The organism is Scytonema sp. PCC 10023, from assembly GCF_963920835.1.
In the GTDB taxonomy this organism is placed as follows: domain Bacteria; phylum Cyanobacteriota; class Cyanobacteriia; order Cyanobacteriales; family Nostocaceae; genus Kalymmatonema.
Genome location: NZ_CAWUDP010000044.1, coordinates 1 through 16,091, shown reverse-complemented (window position 1 = coordinate 16,091; position 16,091 = coordinate 1). Strand labels below are relative to the sequence as shown.

The following is a 16,091-nucleotide window of genomic DNA, read 5'->3' as shown; positions in this document are numbered from 1 at the left end:
GATCAAAAATATGTGCTTATTTCAAAAGTTAATAATAAAGAAATATATAAAACGTTACTTATTTGGTCTTTTAGCCACGACTCCATTCCAACCATTATTTAGAGGCTTGTATAGACTATCCCTTTGGAGTATGAATATCGGTCTAGGTGGAGGTGTAGAAGATAGTGGAGAGAAATACATATTGACTAAATTTGCAAAATCTATAGACTCAAAGAACATTCCGGTGGTATTTGATGTTGGTGCAAATAAGGGTCAGTTTGCCCAGACAGCATCTAAGATACTTGGTACACGAGTAAAGATGCATTGTTTTGAGCCATCACTAATCACTTTCCCTAGTTTAGAGAAAAATTTAGATGGATACTCAAATATTCAATTGCATAACTTTGGGTTAGGAGAGTTTAGTGAGGAAGTGACGCTGTATGCAGATGATGAACTATCAGGTTGTGCTTCACTGTACTATCGTAAAAGCTTCGGACTAATAAAGGTGACAGAGACAGTGAAACTAAAAGCTCTGGATGACTTCTGTTTAGAAAATGGTATTCAGCACATACACTATCTTAAATTAGATGTAGAAGGGCATGAATTAAGTGTTATAAAAGGGGCAAAAAATATGCTATCAGCAGGTAGAATTGATTTGATTCAATTCGAGTTTGGTGGATGTAATATAGACTCGCGTACCTACTTTCGAGATTTCTTCGATTTGTTGAATCCTTTGTACTCTATATATAGATTACTTAGAAATGGTCTGGCTCCTATCAAGGAATATCACGAAACATTGGAAGTATTTACAACAACAAATTTTATAGCTATATCCAGAACTCTGTAAAATTGATTTGTGCTAACTCTCCTGCAGATAGATACAGATTTCCTTTTGTGAGTTAACAAGCATCGAATTTGTATATTTTTAGGTTTTACGAGAGTCTAAAATTCTTGGTCAGCAGTACTCAGTAAATTAAAAGCAGCTTCTGTCGTAATTATATACTATACAAGCTTTATGGCAGATACATATCCAACAGTTTCTATTGCTATTCCTACCTATAATGAATCTCTACATATAAAACAAGTTATACGTGGATTGTTACAAACTAATTATCCCAACATAGTAGAAGTATTTATCGCTGATGGTGGTAGCAGTGATGGCACTCAAAACATTGTTAAAAAATTATCTTTAGAAGATTCAAGAGTCAAACTTCTGCATAACCCTCTAAAAATTCAGGCAGCCGCTTTAAATTTGATACTTAAGGAATGCACAGGCGATATTTTTCTTAGAGCTGATGCTCATTCAGACTATGCACCCGACTATATTGAAAGGTGTGTTGAAGCGTTACTCGAATCAAAAGCCCTCAATGTTGGTGGTGCACAGCGCTTTGTTGCCAAAACTCCTTTTCAGGCAGGAGTTGCTCTCGCTTCTAGAAGTATTTTAGGTAATGGAGGCGCAAAATATCGGGATCCAAACTACAATGGTTACGCTGAAACTGTCTACTTAGGCTGTTTTTGGAAAAAAGCTTTATTAGATATATCTGGCTATTCTTGTGAAGTAACTCCCAATGAAGATGCTGAATTAAATTTAAAATTACGAAAATATGTATTTGACACTTCCCAAATTACTAATCAGGATGCTGAATTAAATCAGGAATTACTTTGTGAAAATCTTCATGCGATCTACATCAGTTCAAAAATTTGTGTCTGGTATTATCCTAGAAAAAGTTGGAAATCTCTATGGTTCCAGTATTTTAAATATGGTAGAGGTCGCTACCTAACAAATACTAAGCATTCAACTACATTTCAACTAAGAGGGAAGCTACCGTTTTTGGTACTGTCTATTACTATTCTTATGCTGTCCCTCGATTTGCTGTTTCCTCTCCTGGGACTACCCATTGAAAAATTAGTTTTGCTTGGTCTGTTATTACCCTTTCTGGAGAGCTTGCGAATCACTTTAAAGTTTAGCAAAGACTTTAGTTGGGAAATTTGGCGCAGCGAAGAAGATGAAATTCCCTCATGGCTGAGTCGCTGGTTCTTCTGCGGAGTTGCCCTAATAACCATGCCGATCGCCCACTTTTCTGGTTACAGTTATCAGCTACTCAGGCACAGAGTTTTTAGAGTAAGCGGTTGGTAGATAAAATCCAAATCATTCAAGGCGAAGGTTAAAACTCGCTCTAGTTCGCCCAGTCAAAATCCACAACAGCGATCGCCCACAATCAAAGCAGCACTTGCACACGAGATTCTGACTTGTCCTTCTTAGGACTTACGCATTGACCAAATGAGGTACTTATAATGATCCAGAAGGTTACTGTTTTTGAAACCAACGAAATTCCGCTTAGAGCATTCAAATACTATCAATCAATCAAAAGTCAGTCATCCATATCATATTTATTAGATAATTCCCTGGTTTTAGAAAGTATAGCTAACGATGTCGATGAGCCTTTTCTATATCCATCTCAAACCTGGGCTTCATTCAATACTGGTTCACCTTATGAATTACATAAAATTCATTGGTACAATGATCCAAAACCACAAGACTTTCCATTGTATTGGAAAATACTGGCAGAAAATGGATTTAATGTTGGTTTAGTTAATACACTCCATTCTTCACCAGCATCACTCTATGCACAGAACGATAACTATAAATTTGTTCTTCCCGATTGCTTTGCAGAAGATGCATTTACTAAACCTTATTATTATCAAGCATTTCAACAGTTAAATCTTAAAACCACATCTCTGAATGCTCGTGTATCAACCCTGAAAGCACCACTCCAAGATACATTATCTACTGTATTCAATTCACCTAGATATGGAATACGCCTAAAAACAATGCTTGATGGTGTTAGTGTGGTTTCAAAAATATTGTTGAATAAAGTTAACAAAGAAAGATTAAGAAACTTACAGTTTCCTTTGATAGCCGATATATTTCTTCATCAGCTACAGAAACATGAGCCTGATTTAGCAATATTGTTCACTAATCATGTTGCAGCAAATATGCATCGCTATTGGTATGCACTTTTTCCTAATGATTATCATTGCAAGGTTTATGACCAAGATTGGGTAGATAAATACTCTCATGAAATCATTGAGTCACTTGAACTATTAGACTACTACTTAAGTAAACTAATTGAGTTTTCAAAAAGAAAAAACAGTATTTTAATTATTGTAAGTAGTATGGGGCAAAATGCAAATACAAAACTTCCATCAGAAATACAAAAGTTAAGAAATCATGATTTCAGATTAGAAAAACCTCGGAAATTTGTAGATAAACTTACATCTATAAAATTCCAATATAATGTAGAAGCTGGAATGGTTCCTCAATATTCTCTGGCATTTTCCCATTGTCAAGAAGCGAAAATGTGTTTTCTTGAAATCAAGGAATCTATAGAAAATTTAGAGAATATACATTTGAACATAGATTTAAATAACAATATTATTACCTTAACAACTTCTTTAGAACCTAACGCTAAATATTATTCCATTAAAGGCAAGCATTTTACCTATTCTCAACTAGGTTTTGTTAAGTTTAAAGTTGAAGACCATCACTCTGGTTGCCACTGTCCCCAAGGTAGTTTGATTATTTTTAATAGTAAAACTAGCTCAGCCAAAAGCCAAACTGTTGATTATCTTGAATACGCCCCGGCAATTTTGAATTATTTTGGTGTTAAAAGACCAGAATATATGTTAGAACCTAGTTTTACTTTCTAACTTCCCCATTGAGATTATCTATAGGTAAAAAAATACGTGCCAATTTTTAGGCGGTGATAATTACTTATGCACCCAAATACACCTGCATACGACAGTAACATACTGAGTTCTTTTAGTTTGTTTTCCACCTAACTAGCTTCCCGCTACATACCAAGCTTGTTGAGGAATTTCAGGAACTATTAGTGCAGAGCTAACTTAGGCGCAGATAATTCATGTAGAGGCGATCGCTATCCTACTAGGAATGATACTAGCTAACACAAAACACAAACATGATCGCCCTTCAGGGCTTTCACCAAGACGAGTAATCCAGTCAAAACTAGCGCTAACCAAACTCGGTTTCTCCTGAAAAAGAAGGGGACACCTTTTTGATAATCCAATCCCAAAAAGATGACAAAACCGTATCAAATTGTAGCGGAGCGTCCGCTTTTAGCGATCGCCTACAATCAAAGCACCACTCGCATCAGTGATTATGACTTTGAATTCGCCAACACGCGTCATAATACAATATGGTTCAGTTAAGGATTTTGGTGAGATTGGGTGATGTGTAGAGACGAGAGGTGGCGCGTCACCAACGTTCAGCGAACTGACCTTAACCGCCGAACAAGTTTTTCCGGCTGGCGCAGCATAAACCGAGGCGATCAGCTAAACACTCACTGCCATTGATTCCAAAGATATAGCGCTTGGTGGTGTTGAGTGCAATACATCAAGAAATAAGAACTACTCATGGGACACTCATGGGACACTCATGGAACACGAGATTTATAATTACTTCATCCAAACGAGAAGCGCTATATTCCTGTTCTAGCCCAGAAAATCATACGTGGGCAATCCAGTAATATCGGTCTGGAGAGCAAACAAGTCACCAGAATAGAAACTTTTTTCAATCTCCTGTTCGCTGAGTCCGACTGAGGCAGTAGTGATGTAAAGTGTTTGCAAATCTTCACCACCAAAGGTGCAACTGGTGGGGCGCTGCACGGGTAATTGTATCCGCAATATCTCCTCACCTTTGGGGTGAAAGCGAATCACACACCACCCATCCCACATGGCAGACCAGATATATCCTTGACTATCTATGGTTAGCCCATCGGGATAAAAAGATTCACTAGTTAAATCTACAAAAATCCGGCGATCGCTAATATTCCCTGTGACTGCATCAAAGTCGTAAGCATAAATTTTTTGGTGGGCAGAATCCGTCAGGTAAAATGTCTTTTCGTCAGGACTCCAACCCAAACCATTAGAAATAGTCAGTCCCGTTTCCATTATATGCAATGAACCATCAGGGTCATAGCGATAAAGGCTACCCTGACTTTTACCAGGACACATCGAACCAAACCAGAAACGACCTTGAGGATCACATTTGCCATCGTTAAAGCGGTTCTCCGGCATACCTGCTTCCACCTCGATGATCGGCGTTACCTCACCTGTTTCTGTATTGAGAAATGCCAGGCGATCGCGCTGTCCCATAATCAAGCGATTTGCACCTGCTACGGCAAGACAACCGACCACGTCTCCTACATCAAAAAACAAGTTTTGTCCAGTGGCAGGATTGAATTGATTTACCCTATGGTTATAGATATCCACCCAGTAAAGCAGCTTATCGGTTGAATCCCAAGTTGGACCTTCACCCAGACGGGCACGCGCCCCTAAAACGTTATCGAGGTGGTAGTTAGGTGAACTCATATCAGCAAAATCGTTCCAAGTGCGAGTTAAAATTTGCGACCGTTTGCCCACTCACAATTTACACCAGCGACGCAACGGGCGATTGCGATTCGCTTCTGTGGCAAAGCCAATCGCCTACTTCCATTTGCACAAATTGAAATCCGCAATTTGTCAACTAGACCCGCAAGGAGTCCCACACCGTAATCCTTGATTCGGTGTCGGGAGGAATTGCGGGGGAATTTGGGCGCGTCCTGCAACTGATTCAAAACACAGTTTTAGGAGGGAGGAGGGCAGCGCCCAAATTCCCGATCTCTTAGGACGCAATACACAATCTCGTACTCCGTTTTATTAGCTGTACTTTTGACGGGCTGAATTGCCCGATACGATGCCAATTGTGGTCATAAACCGAGACATTCTTAGTTTTTGCGGTTTGCGTGTAACCACCAATCCAGCCGATGCAAACTTTAAGAGCTTTCTGTGCTTTGACTAAATCGCCAGAGCGAAAACCGAATGGTGTGACTGTTCCACCTTTACGCTTTCTATTACCTGGTACATCTTTGACTGGGTTCTCAAAATGGAGTTGACGACGAAACACTCTTAGACGCGCAACGACACGGAATGGTGCGTGATTTACCACTACCTCTCCCACCCAGTGATGCCCACGGGTGTTTGCAGTGTGAAATTTCGAGAAAGTCATAAAGTTACTCGCAGCCAGCGCAATCCCATCATGTGCGTGAGTCTCAGGAATTTGCTTCTCCTTATTCTTTTTGTCTTTGGACAACCCCAATTGTTGTCTGAGAATTGAGGTCTGCCAACCTTCTTGTATATTGGTTGGTACAATTTCTGAGAGCCATTGCAACATCACTTTCTGCCCAACCATCACCGGACTGAATCCTTTATCGCCCTTGGCTTTAACATATTCGTAGGTGATTTGAGTAACAGGAAACAGCTTTACTATCTCTTTGGTAACTCGTAGCTCCAACTCTTTATTGGCTCGAATACTGGGAGGTAGCTTATTCTGTTTACGGTTCTCAAATCGTTTTTGGCGGTGCGCTCTTTTACGAAATCGCTCCATGCGATTTATGCGTCTACCTCGTCTAGCACGTCGTAATATCAGTCGTCCAGACATCTTTTTTGTAACATCTGGAAATGGCAAGACGAGATGTGCCATAAACAAAGTAAACTTGGCAGACTGCACCCCAACACCCGTAAACTTTTTGCCTGGGTCTAGTCCCAATGCTATAGGTTGTTGTTCTTGACCAGATGGTTCTACTAATAACTGAATGCAGAAAATATTCAGATTGTTGTGTATGATTTTGGCTTTACCTTCTTTTAGCCAACGTCTAGCACGACTAGGTTTTGTTGGCATGAGTGGTTTTCCGTCTTTATCTAATACTGGTACTCGCATGGAGATAATCCTTGAGTAAAGTTGTAAGTCCCTTAGCCCAACTTGTTCAGCATGTCCTTTCTACAAGCGCCTACAACCAGTAGGCTTGGAGATAATCCGAACTAGGGAAATATTCGGAAGTCCGTAACAAAACAAGTCTCCTGGGCTAGTCATCTCTTACGTTGAAAGCTGGTTCTTTCAAGCCCACACTATACACTCCGTGTTAGTGTGGGTAGTTGACGATTATATAATTACCTTTTCTGAGATCTTGCAAGAGTTGCAACAGTCAGGAGGCTCAGCCTCCAAACCCTCGTTACCAGGTTCAACCTGGTAACGAGATATAAGAGCCTCTGGCTCTTGTTGGGTGCAAAATCTGAGTTTTGGCTTTTTACTTTTGATCAAAGAAGTCGTGCTAGTACGGAGACAGTTAACTGTTAAGCGTCAACAATTAGCTGTTAGCTTGCAAAATCTCCTCATCCACAGAAAAATCAATTTCGGCTTTATCGCGTCCAGAAGCAAGATAATCATTTTCTAACGAGTCTCTTAAACCAGAAATCAGGTCATACTCTGGTTGCCAATTCAATTGTGTTTTCGCTTTATCCACTGAAGCAAAGAAGTGTTGCGCCCGCAGGGGAAAAGCTTTACGCTTACCGAAATCAAATTTTTTCGGGTCGTAATGCACAATTTTTATTTCATCAGGAGATTTGCCAGCAGCGACAGCACAGGCGCGGGCTAAACCATCAAAAGTGACGAAGCGATCGCCGGACACGTTGTAAATTTGTCTAACCGCCGTAGGATTGCCCAAGACTTGCGACATTGCCCTTGCTAAGTCTTTTACATGACCAAGTTGCGTGATGTGCAAGCCATGACCTGGAATCGGAACGGGACGGTTACGCACAATTCTGTCAAAAAACCAGGCTTCCAAATCGTTATAGTTCAAGGGACCGTAAATGTAGGTGGGACGAATTGAGGTAAAGGGCAATTTCTGTTGGGTTAAGTAGGCTTCGGTTTCATGCTTACCTAGGTGGCGACTTTTTGGATCGATAGCATCGCCTTCCACATGAGGCATTTGGTCTGATTTGAGATACACTCCAGCAGAACTCATGTACACAAAATGTTGTACACGATCTTGAAAAATTTCTGCCAATGGTTGAGTATCAGTAAGTTCCCGTCCATTGTTATCAAAAATGGCATCAAAATTTATGGATGATAATTTTTCTTTTAACTGGGCAGCATCAGTGCGATCGCCGATAATTTGCCCTACCCCTTCAACGGGTGCAGGACGGTTCCCACGATTAAACACAACCACTTCATGTCCTTGTTCTACCAGCAGTTTAGTTAGGTAGACACCAATAAACCGCGTCCCACCCACAATTAGAATTCGCATAAATTCCCAATCTTAAAGTTGCCTTATCAAGGGGCTAGGGACTGGTGAGGTGGTGACTAGCAACTGGAATCAATACCCAGTACTTAGTACCCAAGACCTAGTATTCAGTCCCCACTTTGAGGTTATCAGGTTGCGGTATTTCCTTGGAACCTCTTTAAAAAGGATTACGTCTTTTGCTAGAAGTGGGGCGTTGCCCATTCATTCAGTGGGAAACTTTCAGTCAACTAACCTCTAACTCCCGCCTTGCGTGTTCTCTACCAACTATAGTTAGCTGTGCCTTTGAAATGTGCCCTTGTTCATGAATGGCTGACACCTAAAGCCACTGGTGGTTCAGAACTCGTTGTGCGAGAAATTCTCAACCACATCGATGCTGATTTGTTCGCCCTCATCGACTTTGAATCAAGTAACCCAGAAAGTTATTTATATCAGCAGAAGATTGGCACAACGTTTCTTCAGCACTTTCCTTTTGCCCGTAATGGTGTACAAAAATACTTACCTTTGTTGCCACTAGCAATCGAACAACTCGATTTACGGGCGTACGACGTCATCTTGTCTTCATCTCACGCTGTTGCTAAAGGAATCCTGACCACTCCTGAACAGTTACATATTTGCTACTGTCACAGCCCGATGCGCTACGCCTGGGACATGACTTTTGATTATCTTAGGCAAAGCAACCTGGAAAGTGGTTTAGCTGGTTGGATGGCGCGGTATTTACTGCACCGTTTGCGTCAGTGGGATGTATTGACAGCAAATCGAGTTGATTACTTTATTGCTAACTCAAAGCATACTGCTCGTCGTATTTGGCGCTGCTATCGAAGAGAAGCAACAGTCATTTACCCGCCAGTTCATATCGAGAGTTTCCCATTTGTACCTCAAAAACAAGACTATTATCTAACCGTTTCCCGGTTGGTCAGTTATAAACAAGTATGTTTAATAGTCAGGGCTTTTAATAAATTGCAACTACCTTTAGTAGTAATTGGGACAGGACCAGAGATGAAAAAAATCCGGAGGATCGCAAAATCCAATATACAAATACTCGGGTGGCAAGCCAATGATATGGTAAAAAAATATATGGCTCATGCCAAAGGTTTTGTATATGCAGCTTGTGAAGATTTTGGCATTGCCTTGGTGGAAGCGCAAGCTTGCGGCACTCCGGTGATCGCCTACGGTGCGGGTGGTGCTTTAGAAACTGTGCGAGATGTACGCGAACATGGCGATCAGGCGACTGGTATATTCTTCAAGGAGCAAACAGAGGAGGCATTGGTAGACACAATAAAACAGTTTGAAATGTATCAAGGAAAATTGAATCCGGAATATGCGCGAGTGCACACCGCTCAATTTTCCCCGCAAATCTTTGCACAGCGCTACCTAGACTTTTTAAATAAGTGTACACAAAACTTGACCATCACCTGAATGATGGTCAAGTTTAGCAGGCTTTTGGAAATTTGACCCCAGAAGCACCTCCTTTTGGCTTTAAGATTGGGACTATGTGTGGTGTGGATTGTTAAGGAGTATGATGACTGCCCAGAGCTCACTCCTCTCCGGGAAGCGATCGCGTAGTACGCCCGGTACTGGCCGCTGTTTTAAAAGCAGCGTCCGCCTGTCCGAAGGACGGGCACAACCAACTGAAGCAAGGTTGCCGTTGATCGGGCGATTGCCCTTTAGGGCATTCCGTTCCGTGCAATCGCATAGAGCGTCTTTACGCCCAAGTCGAAGAAACGTGGCTGCCCTATTACCGCTCCCCAGGGCAGGTGTTTCGGAGACAAATGCCTCGGCAACATACAGACGCTCGCGTACTTTCTTCAAACGCGGTCAACAGAAAAAGACGCCTAAAGTTCAAACTAAAGGTCTGTCTTTTCAGATTTTAAACGGAGAGTTTGCTAAGCGACTATTCGACATTCTGTTTTCCCTGTTGGTGCTAATTTTGTTTTCTCCTGTCTACTTAATTTTGGCCTTGCTGATTGCTTTAAGCTCAGAAGGTCCAATTTTTTATATACAAGAACGGGTTGGTAAAAACTACAAACCTTTTAATTGTATTAAATTCCGGACAATGGTCACTAATGCCGACGAAGTCCTTGTGCAAATGATGCAAACTTCTCCTCATTTGCAGGAAGAATTTGAGGCAAATTTTAAACTCAAGCACGACCCGCGAATTACGAAAATCGGTCGTTTTTTGCGAATCACTAGTTTGGATGAATTTCCTCAGTTCTGGAATGTTTTAAAAGGAGACATGAGTGTTGTCGGTCCACGACCTTTAGTAGCAGAAGAACTACCCAAATATGGTTGTCACATAGATCAGATTTTAACTATCCGACCAGGAATTACTGGATTGTGGCAAGTTTCTGGACGCAATGATATCCCCTATCCTCGGCGGGTTCAAATAGACTTGTATTATGCTAAATTCAGAACTTTTGCCTTAGATTGGTGGATAGTTTTTAAAACAATTGGCGTTGTGGTTATGCCTAAAAACAATGGGGCATACTAAGCAATTCAAAGTTCAAAACGGGACTTGCCAATAGTAACTAACATCCTGTCGGTGCCTTTACAAATTAAATTCGTAATAGTTAACCCGTGATTTCTAATTCGTAATTCGTAATTGAAGTCGTCATTATGAATTACGAATTTTTAATCATAAATTGTTGCTTGGCGGCAATTTAACTACTAATACCAATTCTCTGTGAGGTTGCGCCAAATAAATTTTGTAGAGACTGTACTGTCTCTATGAGCCGCAATAAAGCCCATCTTCATAAAGAAATGGTATGACTTACATTTTCTCTAATTTTAAGATAATTTTAAGATAATTTAAAAATTTTTCAAATTTCTATAAAGTTTTGATGAAGATCAAAAAAAATTACAGAAATAACAGAAAACAATCTGCATAGGGTAAGAGGGGCTTGTTGTAAACTTACAAATCGGCAGATTTACTTATAATAATCAGCTGGTCTGCAAGTGAGACTCGTAGGTTTCCCGTTGGGAAATTGAGCAATTACCTGTTAGGTTGTACCAGGTCGCCTGTATTGATCTATTCAGTAACGACAAGGAATAATAAAGCATGACGCAAAAGAAGCGAGCGTTAATTACTGGTATTACCGGTCAAGATGGTTCATATCTCAGTGAGTTTTTATTAGAGCAAGGATATGAAGTTCATGGTATAATACGCCGGACATCCACTTTCAACACCGATCGCATAGATCACATTTACGAAGACCCTCACAAAGAGGGAGTGCGCTTATTTCTACACTATGGTGACTTGACGGATGGTACCACGCTACGCCGCATTCTAGAGGAAGTTCAACCAGTAGAAATTTACAACCTAGGCGCTCAATCCCATGTACGGGTAAGCTTTGATTCTCCAGAATACACCGTGGATGCAGTCGGAATGGGAACGCTACGTTTGTTGGAAGCGATTCGTGACTATCGGCATCGCACAGGCATTCAGGTGCGGTTCTACCAAGCGGGTTCTTCAGAAATGTATGGCTTGGTACAAGAAGTTCCCCAGAAAGAAATAACTCCGTTTTATCCCCGTAGTCCTTATGCTTGTGCTAAGGTTTACGCTCATTGGCAAACGGTAAATTACCGTGAGTCTTACGGTATGTTCGCGTGTAATGGCATACTTTTTAACCATGAATCGCCTCGACGGGGTGAAACATTTGTTACGCGTAAGATTACAATGGCAGTTGCCAGAATCCTTGGCGGCAGACAGAAAAAGCTTTACATGGGTAATCTTGATGCCAAGCGAGACTGGGGCTATGCAAAGGATTACGTCAGGGCAATGTGGTTGATGCTACAGCATGAGCAGCCAGACGATTACGTAATTGCTACTGGTGAAACCCATTCCGTGCGCGAGTTTCTCGAACTGGCGTTTGGTTATGTGAACCTCAATTGGGAAGATCATCTGGAGTTTGACGAACGCTATCTTCGTCCAGCTGAAGTAGACTTGTTGATTGGTGATTCTACTAAGGCACGAGAAAAGTTGGGTTGGAAACCATCGGTCACATTTGAGCAACTCGTAGCCATTATGGTAGAAGCTGACTTGCAAGCATTGGGACTGACTTCGCCAAATGGTAAGGTCGCAAAAGTGTTGCAGGATAATGCCATGATTCGGCAAGAACTGGGTGCACTCCACTTGTGATATACACCAACGAGGAAGAAAATATGAACGCCTTAGAACTGAAGAACAAAAGAATTCTCGTAACTGGTGGAGCTGGTTTTTTGGGGCGTCAGGTGATAGACCAGCTATGTAAGGCTGGAGCGGATCGCGATAAAATTACAGTGCCGCGATCGCGCGACTGCGACCTACGTGTCCTAGAAAATTGCCAACGAGCAGTAGATCAGCAAGACATCATTATCCACTTAGCAGCTCACGTCGGCGGTATCGGTCTGAACCGTGAAAAACCGGCTGAATTGTTCTACGACAACTTAATGATGGGAACCCAGTTGATTCATGCATCCTATCAAGCGGTCGTAGAAAAATTCGTCTGCGTTGGCACCATCTGCGCCTATCCCAAATTTACCCCAGTTCCATTCAAAGAAGATGACCTGTGGGAGGGCTACCCAGAAGAAACCAACGCCCCTTACGGAATCGCAAAAAAAGCCCTTCTCGTCCAACTACAGGCTTACCGCCAGCAATACGGCTTTAATGGCATTTACTTGCTACCCGTGAATTTATACGGACCAGAAGATAACTTTGACCCCAGAAGTTCTCACGTCATCCCAGCGCTGATTCGCAAAGTTCACGAAGCCCAAATAAAGGGAGAAAAGAAACTCCCAGTTTGGGGTGATGGTAGTCCCACCCGCGAGTTTCTCTATTCAGAAGACGCAGCGCGGGGTATTGTCATGGGGACTCAGTCTTACAATGACTCTGAACCCGTCAACTTGGGAACTGGTTATGAAATCTCCATCCGTGACTTGATCAATCTTATCTGTGAGTTGATGGAGTTTGACGGCGAAATTGTTTGGGAAACAGACAAACCCAACGGTCAACCGCGCCGTTGTTTAGATACCGAACGGGCGAAGAAAGCCTTTGGATTCACAGCTCAAGTAGACTTCAAGCAAGGGTTGAAGAATACGATTGAGTGGTGGCGTCAGCACGGCGCATAGTTTTTGTAAAAACGTCAAAATAATCGTAGGGTGGGCATTGCCCACCTTTTTTATTAGATCTGATTTGTTTGTTTTTTTGGGACTCAAAAGGTTCAGATTCCCGACTTCTTCAAGAAGTCGGGAATCTTGTTGTTTACACGGATAAAATTGTCACGAATACCCCTTAACTGAACGGTATTGATTCAAAAGTTCAATTTTAGGAAAATTTCAGATTTGTGCTGTCTCGCCCATTCAATGTCCCAATCCACAAATCCAAGGCTGCGGTAAAGTTTTGATGCTACCTCGTTAGCTGTCTGATGGCTCGTCGCGATTAACTCAACTTCTGCGTGCAGCTTGAGACGCCTTATCACCTCCAGCATAGCCGCTCGTCCGTAGCCCTGCCCCTGATATTTGTGGTCAATCATGAGGCGAAGAATAAAACCAACTCCAGCCGTGATTTCGTACATTGTAAAGCCGACCATTGCTAACTGAGGCTGTTCCCAACCCGCAACTTTGGCATCATAAATAGCTAGGGGAAACAGATTCGGGTTCACGTAAGCCTCAGCTAATGATTTCACGTTTGATGCCACAAACCCCTTTTGAGATTCGTCCACTTCCAAGCTGATGCATTCTCGGAAATTATCGAGCGTGACGTTTCGTAAATGAACCTTAGCCAAGCATCCTCCTTTTCCTGGATACCTAATTTACAATGAGAACGCACAATGCCATCTAAGAAATAAGCTTTTTTAATAAACCTGTGGAGAAAGTTGATAATCAACTAGAGAAAAAAGAATTACGCAAATCGCTGCTCAAAACACGTCATTCAATGTCTGTGGCAGAGTGGAAACAAAAGAGCGATCGCATCTGCACGCACCTTTTAACCTCTCCCCTGTTTAACCAAGCAAAAACAATACTTGCTTATTTTAGCTTTCGCCAAGAACCAGACTTAAGCCTATTATTTACAGATACCTCTCACCGATGGGGTTTTCCTCGCTGCGTTGGTCAATCGCTTTTTTGGCATATTTGGACACATAAAGACTCTGTAATCACTGGGAGTTATGGAATTACTGAACCCCAGCCTGATGCGCCAATTGTAGCTCCTGATCAAGTTGATTTAATTCTCATTCCCTGTGTTGCTTGCGACTATCAAGGATATCGCTTGGGGTATGGCGGGGGATATTATGACCGTATGCTAAGTTCTCCTGAATGGGCAAACAAGCCTACCATTGGCATTGTCTTTGAATTTGCCTATTTGCCAAAGCTACCTGTTGAACCGTGGGATAAACGGTTACAGGGCGTGTGTACGGAATTTGGGTTGAACCCACTACAAATTATTAAATTTTAAGCAGATGACTCATTTGAAAATCCAAAATCGGGTCTGGACTTATGGGCTATTAGGGGCTGTCGCACTAGTAACGCTGTTTCCCCTGTTTTGGCTGATCAGTACAGCGTTGAAATCCTCAACAGAAAATATTTTTCAATTCCCCCCGCAGTTGTTGCCAAGCCAACCAACCATTGAGAATTTTGTCAATGTTTGGCAAACCAACCCCTTTGGACAATATCTGTTTAACAGTACCTTGGTGGCAGTGCTAACTGTGTGCCTGAATCTGATTTTTTGCGCTTTAGCTGCTTACCCATTGGCAAGACTTTCATTTCCTGGAAGAGACTGGATTTTTATTGCGATTGTTTCCACAATTATGATTCCCTTCCAAATCGTGATGATTCCGCTGTACATTTTGACAGTCCAGTTGGGTTTGAGAAATACATATTTGGGAATGATTTTTCCTAGCTTGGCTTCTGCTTTTGGGATTTTTCTGTTACGACAAGCTTTTATGAGCGTTCCTAAAGAAATGGAAGAAGCTGCACGCATGGATGGTTGTTCGGAGTTAGGCATATGGTGGTTCGTCATGCTTCCAGCAATTGGTCCAGCACTTGTCACTCTGGCAATTTTCGTTTTTATCGGTTCTTGGAGTGACTTTCTTTGGCCCTTAATTGTCATTCAAGACGAAAATTTATACACCCTTCCTTTAGGAGTCGCGAAGCTGGCGGGTACATTTTCCTTGAACTGGCGGTTGGTAGCTGCAGGCTCAGTCATTTCTATCGCTCCAGTACTATTATTATTCCTGTTTGTACAACGCTACATTGTCCCTACAGAAACTGGTAGCGGTGTTAAAGGGTGAACTACCCAACCTTGGCTTCGCCTGTTCGGCTTTGCCGTTCCCGAAGGGTAGGTTGGGCTTCTGTACTCATAGGCGAGTGCCTCAAATGAGACTTTCGCCCCATCTTTGGTCTTACCTCCCCTCCTACAGCAGAGACGGCTGAACCTTCCGCCTTTAGCATTCTGACTCCCTCTGCTCTAATATTGATGGCTGCATTTTTATCTCTGTCATGATGAGTACCACAGTGAGGACAAGTCCATTCCCTCACATCTAACGGCATCTCACCCATCTGATAGAAACAATTAGAACAGAGCTTAGAACTGGGAAACCATCTGTTTATCTCAACCAACTTTGCGCCTTTACGTTCTAGTTTGTAGGCTAAGAAGTTGGTGAATGTTCCCCATCCAATATCAGATATTGCCTTTGCCAAATTGTGATTACGAACCATGCCTAACTAGTGATAATACCAAAGCCTATTCCCAGCAGCAAAATAGAGTTTCTATTTAATGCCAAAGAATGGTTGTCAAGGCTTTTGTCTTTGGCAACGATTTGTTGAAGTTCGACGGGCAGCGATCGCTCAATTAACGTCTGGTGTTCCTTGAGTGGAATCAAAGCTAGCAAAGAACCATTGTCAGGGCTTTTGTCTTTGGCGAGGATTTCTTGAGGTTCGACCGACAGCGATCGCTCAATTAACGTCTGGTGTTCCTTGAGTGGAATCAAAGCTAGCAAA

The 16,091-nt window shown here is 42.0% G+C and carries 15 protein-coding genes and 1 pseudogene; 10 read left to right on the top strand and 6 right to left on the bottom strand.

The features are described 5' to 3' along the window. Positions 1-10: 10 nt before the first annotated feature. The 4 genes from ACM0OZ_RS24810 (at position 11) to ACM0OZ_RS24795 (ending at position 4,209) form a co-directional block, all read left to right on the top strand. Positions 11-826, top strand: coding sequence for an FkbM family methyltransferase (locus ACM0OZ_RS24810; RefSeq protein WP_414585492.1), 816 nt, complete (start codon positions 11-13; stop codon positions 824-826). A gap of 168 nt (positions 827-994) precedes the next feature. Beyond that, a complete protein-coding gene (locus tag ACM0OZ_RS24805; protein WP_414585491.1) occupies positions 995-2,116 on the top strand; it encodes a glycosyltransferase family 2 protein in 1,122 nt (373 codons plus the stop codon). A gap of 158 nt (positions 2,117-2,274) precedes the next feature. After that, a complete protein-coding gene (locus ACM0OZ_RS24800) occupies positions 2,275-3,690 on the top strand; it encodes a hypothetical protein (protein ID WP_414585490.1) in 1,416 nt (471 codons plus the stop codon). A 387-nt stretch (positions 3,691-4,077) separates the two neighbouring features. Further along, positions 4,078-4,209: a hypothetical protein gene (locus ACM0OZ_RS24795; RefSeq protein WP_414585489.1), complete on the top strand. Its 132-nt coding sequence runs from the start codon at positions 4,078-4,080 to the stop codon at positions 4,207-4,209. A 282-nt stretch (positions 4,210-4,491) separates the two neighbouring features. Here the strand turns inward: ACM0OZ_RS24795 and ACM0OZ_RS24790 are convergent, their stop codons facing one another. The 3 genes from ACM0OZ_RS24790 to ACM0OZ_RS24780 all read right to left on the bottom strand — a co-directional run bounded on the left by ACM0OZ_RS24790 (position 4,492) and on the right by ACM0OZ_RS24780 (position 8,123). Further along, positions 4,492-5,370, bottom strand: coding sequence for an SMP-30/gluconolactonase/LRE family protein (locus tag ACM0OZ_RS24790; protein WP_414585546.1), 879 nt, complete (start codon positions 5,368-5,370; stop codon positions 4,492-4,494). A gap of 292 nt (positions 5,371-5,662) precedes the next feature. Then, positions 5,663-6,757, bottom strand: coding sequence for an RRXRR domain-containing protein (locus ACM0OZ_RS24785; protein WP_414585488.1), 1,095 nt, complete (start codon positions 6,755-6,757; stop codon positions 5,663-5,665). A 427-nt stretch (positions 6,758-7,184) separates the two neighbouring features. Continuing rightward, positions 7,185-8,123: an NAD-dependent epimerase/dehydratase family protein gene (locus ACM0OZ_RS24780; RefSeq protein ID WP_414585487.1), complete on the bottom strand. Its 939-nt coding sequence runs from the start codon at positions 8,121-8,123 to the stop codon at positions 7,185-7,187. Positions 8,124-8,396: 273 nt separating this feature from the next. On the opposite strand from ACM0OZ_RS24780, the gene ACM0OZ_RS24775 reads away from it, so the two are divergent. The 4 genes from ACM0OZ_RS24775 (at position 8,397) to ACM0OZ_RS24760 (ending at position 13,223) form a co-directional block, all read left to right on the top strand. Beyond that, complete coding sequence (locus ACM0OZ_RS24775; RefSeq protein ID WP_414585486.1) at positions 8,397-9,536, top strand: glycosyltransferase; 1,140 nt, start codon at positions 8,397-8,399, stop codon at positions 9,534-9,536. A gap of 307 nt (positions 9,537-9,843) precedes the next feature. Beyond that, a complete protein-coding gene (locus tag ACM0OZ_RS24770) occupies positions 9,844-10,608 on the top strand; it encodes a sugar transferase (protein ID WP_414585545.1) in 765 nt (254 codons plus the stop codon). Positions 10,609-11,175: 567 nt separating this feature from the next. Beyond that, positions 11,176-12,255: a GDP-mannose 4,6-dehydratase gene (gmd, locus tag ACM0OZ_RS24765; protein WP_414585485.1), complete on the top strand. Its 1,080-nt coding sequence runs from the start codon at positions 11,176-11,178 to the stop codon at positions 12,253-12,255. Between the two features lie 23 nt (positions 12,256-12,278). Then, positions 12,279-13,223 (top strand): GDP-L-fucose synthase family protein, encoded by a 945-nt coding sequence (locus ACM0OZ_RS24760; RefSeq protein WP_414585484.1) that lies wholly within the window; start codon positions 12,279-12,281, stop codon positions 13,221-13,223. 182 nt (positions 13,224-13,405) lie between these two features. Here ACM0OZ_RS24760 and ACM0OZ_RS24755 read toward each other — a convergent pair whose 3' ends face one another. Further along, a complete protein-coding gene (locus ACM0OZ_RS24755; RefSeq protein ID WP_414585483.1) occupies positions 13,406-13,879 on the bottom strand; it encodes a GNAT family N-acetyltransferase in 474 nt (157 codons plus the stop codon). A gap of 80 nt (positions 13,880-13,959) precedes the next feature. Between ACM0OZ_RS24755 and ACM0OZ_RS24750 the strand changes: the two genes are divergently transcribed. Both ACM0OZ_RS24750 and ACM0OZ_RS24745 read left to right on the top strand, forming a co-directional pair. Then, positions 13,960-14,547 carry a 5-formyltetrahydrofolate cyclo-ligase gene (locus tag ACM0OZ_RS24750; protein ID WP_414585482.1) on the top strand — a complete coding sequence of 196 codons (588 nt, stop codon included), beginning with the start codon at positions 13,960-13,962 and terminating at the stop codon, positions 14,545-14,547. A gap of 4 nt (positions 14,548-14,551) precedes the next feature. Further along, entirely contained in the window at positions 14,552-15,382 is an 831-nt protein-coding gene (locus ACM0OZ_RS24745) for a carbohydrate ABC transporter permease (RefSeq protein WP_332993917.1), read from the top strand. A 1-nt stretch (position 15,383) separates the two neighbouring features. Here ACM0OZ_RS24745 and ACM0OZ_RS24740 read toward each other — a convergent pair. Both ACM0OZ_RS24740 and ACM0OZ_RS24735 read right to left on the bottom strand, forming a co-directional pair. Next, a pseudogene (locus ACM0OZ_RS24740) lies at positions 15,384-15,812 on the bottom strand (RNA-guided endonuclease InsQ/TnpB family protein); the annotation flags it as partial. Next, a partial coding sequence (locus ACM0OZ_RS24735) for a hypothetical protein (protein ID WP_414585481.1) occupies positions 15,812-16,091 on the bottom strand: 280 nt, incomplete at its 5' end. The pseudogene ACM0OZ_RS24740 and the gene ACM0OZ_RS24735, both read right to left, overlap by 1 nt.